Below are 7,937 nucleotides of genomic sequence, written 5' to 3' on the forward strand. Positions count from 1 at the left end.
TAATAGCAAAATTCATAACTTAAGGCTGCTTGTGTAAACTCAATTGGCTAATATGCGTACCAAGCAAAGAAAGTAAACAATAGCCTGTGAAGTAGTAAAAGCCTACCCCAGCCGCGGATAGCGTTTCGCTGCTAATTAGAATATCCAGTTTAAAACCAAACATAGAAATGGCTTGATTGTCCGCAGTGTCTGCATGATTAGTCGATAAAATGGCAAGGAAGATAGCGACAATAAAGACATCCGCCATAGACCACTTACCGATAGAGGCGACAAAATTCATTATTTTTTCTTCAAGTAAAGTATGACGCTTAAAATAAGCAAAGCTGACTAAACTTGTTTTAATCAGTGGAATACAAACAGAGAAAATAAAGATTAGAGCCCCAACAATGAAGCGCTGATCCTGCCAGAGCTCTTCAACTGTCGCTAGAATCGATAGCTCTTTATCGACAATCGACGAAGTTAAAACAGAGGAGCTAACCTGTGCACTCATCTCCATATTTAACGAAAACATAGGTAATAAAATGCCTGGGATAAAGAGTCCAAGCGCAATCAAATTTAAACCAAATCCAATATGTTTATGCATAAAATTATTATTCTGAGTTGTTTGTGGTTGAATGATAAACCTGAATGAAGCGTAAATGAAAGTGTAATTTCAAACAGTTAGGCTTAAATTTTAGTTAAAAAAAACGCCAACACTAAGGTTGGCGTTAAAGACACAAGGATTCTTACGGGAGTAACAAATTTAACTAACAGCTTAATAGACGCTTAAATTTTGACTTAGTTCAATTAAAAATAAAAAAGATAAATTTTTTATTTTTAACAGGGTTTAGCTCGACTAGGTGGGGGTTTTGCTAGCTCCAAAATCAAATTACAAATGAGAAGTTTTTAAAACGGACTATTTTTATAAAATAGCAAAAAGGTGATTTGAATCATATGGCTAAGGGATTAATGCTGACTATACTGCAGGTATTGATAATTCGCTTAATGAGGCAAGCTTGATTAATCCTTTAAGCATAAGTGCAATAATTTTAGCCGCGACCTTTATTGGTATTTTTACTGAGCAGTTTCATGGTATTGAAAGGGCCAAGTTTGCGATGGCAGGCGCAGGCGCTATTATCATTGCCGGTCAAGTATTTGGGTTTTATAGTCCAGAGCTCGCATTAGCTGCGATTGATTGGAATGTCGTTTTTTTACTGGCGATTATGATGATTATGGTTTCAATTATGGCCAGTACAGGTGGTTTTGAGCATATAGCGCAACGAATAGGCAAGGTCAGTAATGGTAATCAATTTAAGTTAATCATCTTGCTCGGTAGTGTCATAAGCTTAATTTCATTGGTGTTAGACAATGTCACAACCGTTATTATTTTTGGCCCGTTAATTGTCATTATTTGCCAAAGAATGGCTATTTCTCCTGTCCCTTATTTATTCACAGCGGCACTGTTATCTAATGCGGGGGGTGTAGCAACTCTGGTAGGTGACCCGCCTAATTTGATGATAGGCTCAGCAGCTAAAATTGATTTTAGTACCTTTTTTATTCATATGGCGCCACCCGTTTTATTCGCTTGGCTTGCCATTCTATTATGCCTAAAACGGTTATTCTCTGAAGACTTAAGCCAAACGAGTTTACATCAATTTTCTGGTCGAACGCATTACACTAATCGTCGCTTATGGCGTCAATCTCTTCGAGTCATGCTATTAATGGTGGTACTTTTTGTTATTCATCATCATATAGGTTGGCAGCCTTGGCTAGTGGCTGCAGCATGTTTGACCTTGCTTATTTTTATTGCGAAAAAAGTAGATTTAGAAGAGGTAAGTCATCATATTGAAACCCCGATGCTAATATTTTTTATCTCGTTGTTTATTTTGATTGGTGGAGTTGAGCACAGTGGCTTGTTGCATCTGTTAGGCGAGAAATTTAAGCCCATCATAATTAATTACCCTATTATCGCAGCCTTATTATTACTTTGGATTGCAGCTATCTTATCCGCTTTGATAGATAATATTCCTTTTACTGCGGCTATGATCCCAGTCTTACTGAGTTTAGATAAGCAAGGTATCAACGTAAGCGTTATGTGGTGGGCGCTTGCTTTAGGTGTGGGCATGGGAGGCAATGGTTCGCATATAGGCTCAACTGCCAATGTATATATAGTGACTTTATCTGAGCGAATATCTAAGCAATATAATAAACCAGAGTGGGCAATTAGCCCTAGTTTATGGTTTAAAAAAGGACTCCCAGTTATGTTTGTCAGCTTGGTTGTGTGTAGTTTGTTTATCTATTTTGGTTATGATTTTCTTTATGTTGAAAATTTTTAGGACTTAGGCTGAAACCAAATGATACAATCTTTCATATAAACCAAGTGGTATTCAAGATCAGATTTAAATTAGGTTTGAAATTATGATTAATGCGAAAAAATTAGAAGAAATTGCAAAACAGGTTAGTGAATCTTTACCGCCAAGCGTGAAGCAGTTTGCTGAAGATATGGAAGGTAAAACTAAGCAAATTTTGCAAAGTAAATTATCTCAACTTGATATGGTTTCTAGAGAAGAATTCGATGTTCAAACAAGAGTTTTGATGAGAACAAGAGAAAAGCTTGTCGATCTAGAACAAAAAGTTGCAGCTTTAGAAGCATCTATAAATCAACAACAACCTGAGAGTAACGAGTAAAACCAACCGCTTTTAGAAAAAGTAAAAAGCTAATCTAGCTTTTTACTTTAACTTGGTTATTGGTATCTCGACTCGCTCTAATTAACTCATCACCAGCTATAGCTAAATCTGTCTTAGAAAGCCTGTCATATAAAACAACATTGACTGTTGCGGCTAAATTTAAGCAACCTATTGTTGGGATGTAGACAACTTCATCTGCCTGATCAACTATTTCTTGGCTAATACTGCCGTCTTCCGAGCCAAAAATATAAAATGCACTTTCAGGGTGTTGAAAATCGGGTAAAGGGGTCGCACCTTCAACTAGCTCCACACAAATAATCTTACTTGCCTTTGGGGCGGATGCTAATAAGTCGTCTGTTGCTGTCAGAGGTATGTGTTGCGTCGCATTTTTAGTATCTGTATGAAATCTTGCTGCACGCTTATATCTTTCGCCAGTATAAAAAACCGCATTAGCTTGAAAGCAGCCAGCTGCGCGCATAACAGCGCCAACATTACTGGGACTTTTAGGATTGATTAACCCGATTGAGATTTGCTTGTTTGACATAATTTAGTGGTATAAAAAAGGATAAAAAATTTTACCATTTATTTGCTGTCAGTGTGCAACAGTGTCGCCACTTTTATTTTTGAGGCTATTTAACCTGAACCATATGTTTGGGTTCAGGTTATTTACTATTTACTATGGCTAGTAATTCGTAAATATCGATTGATTTAAAATCGATCGATTGCAAATACTGTAAACTAGAGTTATCCATTCCATAGTGTTTAAGTAGCTGAATAATTTCCTCTTTTTTATCCATTTGAGCGGCCATTAACAACCTAAAAATAGTAAATCCTTTCGCTTTTTGGATAATTGAAAATTCATCAAAATGCTCTTCTTCGCCTTCTAACACTGGCATCATAGGAATGTTATTAAAATTAAACGCATCGACTACGAGTGGTTTAATTATTTCTGAAAGTGTCATTAAATTCGCGACTATGTTCGCAGACGGTTCGTATGAATCTATGCTTTGCATTCTAAAGTCATCTTGGTGATGAGTAGCGGTTTGCCTTGCATAGTTTTGTCCCTCCTTACTCAAAATCGCTAACATGTTGAGTAAAAGGAATTCTGGAAACATATTTATTGCGCTAATTAAGTAGGTTTTGTAGGCATTGTTCCTGTTCTGATACCGAGCTAGTAAAAAAGCACACATGGAGGTTATTTGTTGGTATTGTAATAACCTTTGCCAAGGCTTTTTCATATAACCCGAATATGAACGTATGTTTTTTTCAATCACAAGTTTCGGGATTAATATAGTGACCCCTCGTACATTGAGTAGGTTTATCGCTTGTTGCAGGTCCTTGGCTTCTTTGGTTTTAAATTTGTTCTTATAGCCAGTGCTGTTGACGAAATTAATTATCTCTTTGCTGAGCCAATCACACGAACCAATTAAGCTGGTGAGCCTTGAAATAGAAAGTCTGTCATCGCCTAGCTCAGAAAATATTCGTTTGTAGTGACTCATATCTCGGTAATTTGTGAGGTATTTAAGAGGCACTTTTATGGCTTTTTCTAGATGTTTTTCAATGTATAAATCTATGCTATGAAAGACAGCTTGCTGTTTATCCTTTATATCTTGCTTTTGCTGCATTCTGCGGCGAATCGCATTAATTTCGACTTCTAACCTAACCCTATTTAGCTCAGCTTCTAGCTCGGCTTCTTCTGCCGATTTTTGAGCGCTTGTATTGCCCTCTGCGATAAATTCATAAAATCTTAAGTCAGCAGGTGTAAGGTCTATGTCAAATGAACTGCGGTTTTTATAACTTAACTCTGCCGCTGTTATTCTTTTTTTTAGCGACTCAGTCAGGGGAGTTGAGTTATCTCCATCAAATGGAATATCATCGATAAAAGACATTGGCCCCCCTTATAATTTGGCGTTATACGACTACTGTACTTTTTAAATTACTTACGTTCAATTAATGATTTTAGTTCAAGCGCTTTTTTGCATGCAAGCTTTAAATTTTGTTTTGATAAAACAGGGTGATAATCTGTTTTTGACTGACAGTAATTTGAAATGAAACTATGAAAATTAGCAGGTTTTTGACTCAATTCAGAAATTAAATCTTTTTCCGCTGTTGTGAAATTTTCCATCCAAAATTGCATCTTCTCAAAATACATAGAGGTTTTCGCATTTATTTTGGTATTGGTACTTTCGGCAGCTAAAAACCAAATTTTATCTGTCATATATTCTTTGTATTGCTGAAACTCAGGATGCTTCCATAGGTGCACAGATACCGCAAACACTATGGTCCAAATGAGTAATTTTTTTAACATGGCTGTACAACTCCAAACCAGCTTTTGATCTAAAGCATATAATCTTATTGTAAAAACATAAAGTTTCACCATAAAGCTTAGCTTCAGGCTATAATGGCGACTATACACAATTATTGACAGTTTAGGTTAACATATTCATATGAATGATAAAATTGACATAAAAGTAGACACCTCCCCGGTGAAAATTCAGCCAGCAAAAAACAGTCATTCAAAAGTTGAAAGTTCTCGAAGCAGAATTTATGTCCGAGCAGTTAAAGGTTTATATCAAACGGTTCGCCGTCGAATGGGTATGGTTTTTTTATCCGCTTTTATGTTATTGCCTTGGATAAACTTTAATGGTCAGCAAGCTATATTACTCGATGTCGAGCAGCAGCAGTTTCGCTTCTTTGCCACAACTTTGTGGCCCCAAGACTTATTGTTACTAACTTGGATATTTATCATAGCGGCATTCGCTTTGTTTTTTGTCACTACCTTTTTAGGTCGAGTTTGGTGTGGATATATGTGCCCGCAAACGGTTTGGACTTTTATTTTTATCTGGTTTGAAGAAAAAATAGAAGGCAGTCGACATCAGAGAATGAAGCTAGATGATCAGCAAATGAGTGGTAAGAAACTATATAAAAAGGTTCTAAAGCATACTTGCTGGATACTCTTTAGCTTATACACAAGTTTGACTTTTATTGGCTACTTTGTCGATATAGGTCAACTCTTTATCGACTTTTTTACATTCTCCACCAGCATGCTGATTACGGCTTGGGTATTATTTTTTACTTTTTGTACCTATGGAAACGCAGGCTGGATGCGAGAAATTATGTGTACCCATATTTGCCCTTATGCTCGTTTCCAATCCGCTATGTTTGATAAAGATACTTTTACTGTATCTTATGATGCAAATCGGGGGGAATCTAGAGGCCCTAGATCTCGAAAAACTGATCATAAAGCGAAAGGGTTAGGTGACTGTATTGACTGCAACCTTTGCGTACAAGTTTGCCCAACTGGGATAGATATTCGTAACGGCTTACAATATGAGTGCATTAACTGCGGAGCTTGCATTGATGCTTGTGATGGTGTGATGGACAAAATGGGCTATGAAAAAGGCCTAATTAGTTATACTACTGAGCGAAAACTTGAGGGCGGCGTAACCCATATTTTACGCTCTAAGTTAGTTGGGTATGGTGCTGTTTTAGTTGTTATGATGGGGCTTTTTGTGCACGAGCTTTATAGTCGCTCGGCATTCGATCTTGACATTATCCGCGATAGAAATCAGTTGTATCGTGAAAACTTTAATGGCCACATCGAAAATACTTACACGCTCAAAATCTTAAATAAATCTCAGCATAATAGTGTTTATACCTTGTCTGTAGATGATTTACCTAGCGAAGTTAAATGGTTAGGCGATAAGCAAATTGAGGTTGTTTCAGGTGGAGTTGCGAATTTACCTGTCAGTTTAGAGTTAGATCCATACTTACTTGATGAAGCTATTACAGAGTTTTATTTTGTTATCACAGTTAAAAATTCGGCAGGGGAACCTGAAACTCAATACCACGAAAGCCGCTTCTTTAAACGTCGATAATATAGCGCTAGTTTAGTAGCAAGTACCTTTGCTACTAAACTTAATTATACATATCTTTACACCTCTATTCTTGTACCCATACATGATTGTCTTTAGATTTAATCTTCCTGATTTTGTCTAGAGACAAGTTAAATATGCTGAATAAAATTATAATCCTTGGCACCTTGTTGCTTTCAAGTTTTAACTTACTGGCAGTGGAAAAACCTAATTTATGGATTTATAGCGACTTATCCGATCCTAGAGATTTAAGAGAGCATGGTCACCCTCAAAATGATCCGGATGATATTTCTGCTTTAGGCGCGCTATTACTGACAGCTGACAGGTTTAATATTCAGGGTTTTGTGTACTCTTCGACCAATCGGAAAAACTTAACTGATGCGACACCCTTTATAGCTGAGAGTTTTATTCAAGCTTATAAATTAAGTGTACCTGTTTGGCGAAGTAAGGGTTTAGATTATCAAATAGAAATCCCTTTTATCCGCTCAGACATAACCAAAACAGTTGAACCAAGCAAATACCAGCCTAGCCGTAATTATGCTGATATTTCTCAGTTCAATAGCATTATCCAGCTAGTTGAACTATTGAATAAAAAACCAATTTACGTACTTAACTGGGGACCTCTTTCCGAAAGCGCAATTTTATTAAAGCACTTATTAGATACAAACAACCAAGTGGCTCTAAACAACTTAACCATCATTTCTCACTGGACTAAATCTGCGACAGCGCAAGGCACGATAGAAAAGCCGTTCCATGTAGCGAATTGCCGTGATGATTTTAAAGCTTGTATGTTTTTACATGAGGAAGCTTTAGCTAACCCTATAGTTAAATTTATTGAAATAGGCCCTGCAGGGCAAAGTGGCATAGTCAATGGCTCTGTTAAATTTAACAATTATCCCATTTTTGAAAACTCTCCTTTAGGGCAAATTTTTTACCATGCTAAATTTTTTCATCGAAAGCCAGACCAATCAGATGCTGCGACTTTTTGGCTATTGACTGAATTAGGCGCTAATTTAGATGATTATCAAGATGATGGCAGTTTAACGTTCGAAAATGAAAAGACTGTTGTAAAAAAATTCTATCAAGATGGTAAAGCGATTATTGAGGAATTAGCAGTCAAATCTGAAGCAGCAAAGCAAGCTAAGTCTTTCTCGAAACGGCAGATATCAGATTGGTTTAGCTACTTATATATTAAAAAAGATAAAATAGAGCTTCATTTGCCTTATGACGGTCAATTTAAATTAATGACACAGCAGGGCAGACCGTTAATAGCTGCAGATTTAAATTATGGCGATCATTACTTTGAATTTAAGCACTACCCATATTCGGATTTTATTGCTGAATTAAAAGTAGAGGGTATCACTAAGCGTTTAAGTATAGGGCCTGTTGATATAA

The 7,937-nt window shown here is 36.6% G+C and carries 8 protein-coding genes; 4 read left to right on the forward strand and 4 right to left on the reverse strand.

Features of this window, described 5'->3' with window-relative positions; genetic code table 11:
* Positions 1-19: 19 nt before the first annotated feature.
* A complete protein-coding gene (locus tag XM47_RS16660; RefSeq protein WP_048695071.1) occupies positions 20-583 on the reverse strand; it encodes a paraquat-inducible protein A in 564 nt (187 codons plus the stop codon).
* A 412-nt stretch (positions 584-995) separates the two neighbouring features.
* Between XM47_RS16660 and XM47_RS16665 the strand changes: the two genes are divergently transcribed.
* Entirely contained in the window at positions 996-2,315 is a 1,320-nt protein-coding gene (locus XM47_RS16665; RefSeq protein ID WP_216595997.1) for an ArsB/NhaD family transporter, read from the forward strand.
* Positions 2,316-2,397: 82 nt separating this feature from the next.
* Positions 2,398-2,667: a ubiquinone biosynthesis accessory factor UbiK gene (ubiK, locus tag XM47_RS16670; RefSeq protein WP_048695075.1), complete on the forward strand. Its 270-nt coding sequence runs from the start codon at positions 2,398-2,400 to the stop codon at positions 2,665-2,667.
* Positions 2,668-2,701: 34 nt separating this feature from the next.
* Here ubiK and XM47_RS16675 read toward each other — a convergent pair whose 3' ends face one another.
* The 3 genes from XM47_RS16675 to XM47_RS16685 form a co-directional block, all read right to left on the reverse strand.
* Positions 2,702-3,211, reverse strand: coding sequence for an RNA methyltransferase (locus XM47_RS16675; protein WP_048695078.1), 510 nt, complete (start codon positions 3,209-3,211; stop codon positions 2,702-2,704).
* Positions 3,212-3,329: 118 nt separating this feature from the next.
* Positions 3,330-4,556 (reverse strand): HDOD domain-containing protein, encoded by a 1,227-nt coding sequence (locus tag XM47_RS16680; RefSeq protein ID WP_048695080.1) that lies wholly within the window; start codon positions 4,554-4,556, stop codon positions 3,330-3,332.
* A 47-nt stretch (positions 4,557-4,603) separates the two neighbouring features.
* The gene (locus XM47_RS16685) at positions 4,604-4,975 is read right to left on the reverse strand and encodes a hypothetical protein (RefSeq protein WP_149865543.1); all 372 of its coding nucleotides are present in this window, start codon (positions 4,973-4,975) and stop codon (positions 4,604-4,606) included.
* Between the two features lie 139 nt (positions 4,976-5,114).
* Here XM47_RS16685 and ccoG point away from each other — a divergent pair, with 139 nt between their 5' ends.
* Together ccoG and XM47_RS16695 are read left to right on the forward strand one after the other, a co-directional pair.
* Positions 5,115-6,545, forward strand: a complete 1,431-nt coding sequence (gene ccoG / locus XM47_RS16690) for a cytochrome c oxidase accessory protein CcoG (RefSeq protein ID WP_048695084.1) — start codon at positions 5,115-5,117, stop codon at positions 6,543-6,545.
* Positions 6,546-6,679: 134 nt separating this feature from the next.
* Positions 6,680-7,937 (forward strand): nucleoside hydrolase-like domain-containing protein (locus tag XM47_RS16695; protein ID WP_048695087.1); only part of this gene is annotated, 1,258 nt, incomplete at its 3' end.

The organism is Catenovulum maritimum (genome assembly GCF_001050375.1).
In the GTDB taxonomy this organism is placed as follows: domain Bacteria; phylum Pseudomonadota; class Gammaproteobacteria; order Enterobacterales; family Alteromonadaceae; genus Catenovulum; species Catenovulum maritimum.

Excerpts from the sequence above, each read along its gene's own strand:
- XM47_RS16660 (WP_048695071.1), bottom strand. The coding sequence starts at position 583 with ATGCATAAACATATTGGATTTGGTTTAAATTTGATTGCGCTTGGACTC.
- ubiK (WP_048695075.1), top strand. The coding sequence starts at position 2,398 with ATGATTAATGCGAAAAAATTAGAAGAAATTGCAAAACAGGTTAGTGAA.
- XM47_RS16675 (WP_048695078.1), bottom strand. The coding sequence starts at position 3,211 with ATGTCAAACAAGCAAATCTCAATCGGGTTAATCAATCCTAAAAGTCCC.
- XM47_RS16680 (WP_048695080.1), bottom strand. The coding sequence starts at position 4,556 with ATGTCTTTTATCGATGATATTCCATTTGATGGAGATAACTCAACTCCC.
- XM47_RS16685 (WP_149865543.1), bottom strand. The coding sequence starts at position 4,975 with ATGTTAAAAAAATTACTCATTTGGACCATAGTGTTTGCGGTATCTGTG.
- ccoG (WP_048695084.1), top strand. The coding sequence starts at position 5,115 with ATGAATGATAAAATTGACATAAAAGTAGACACCTCCCCGGTGAAAATT.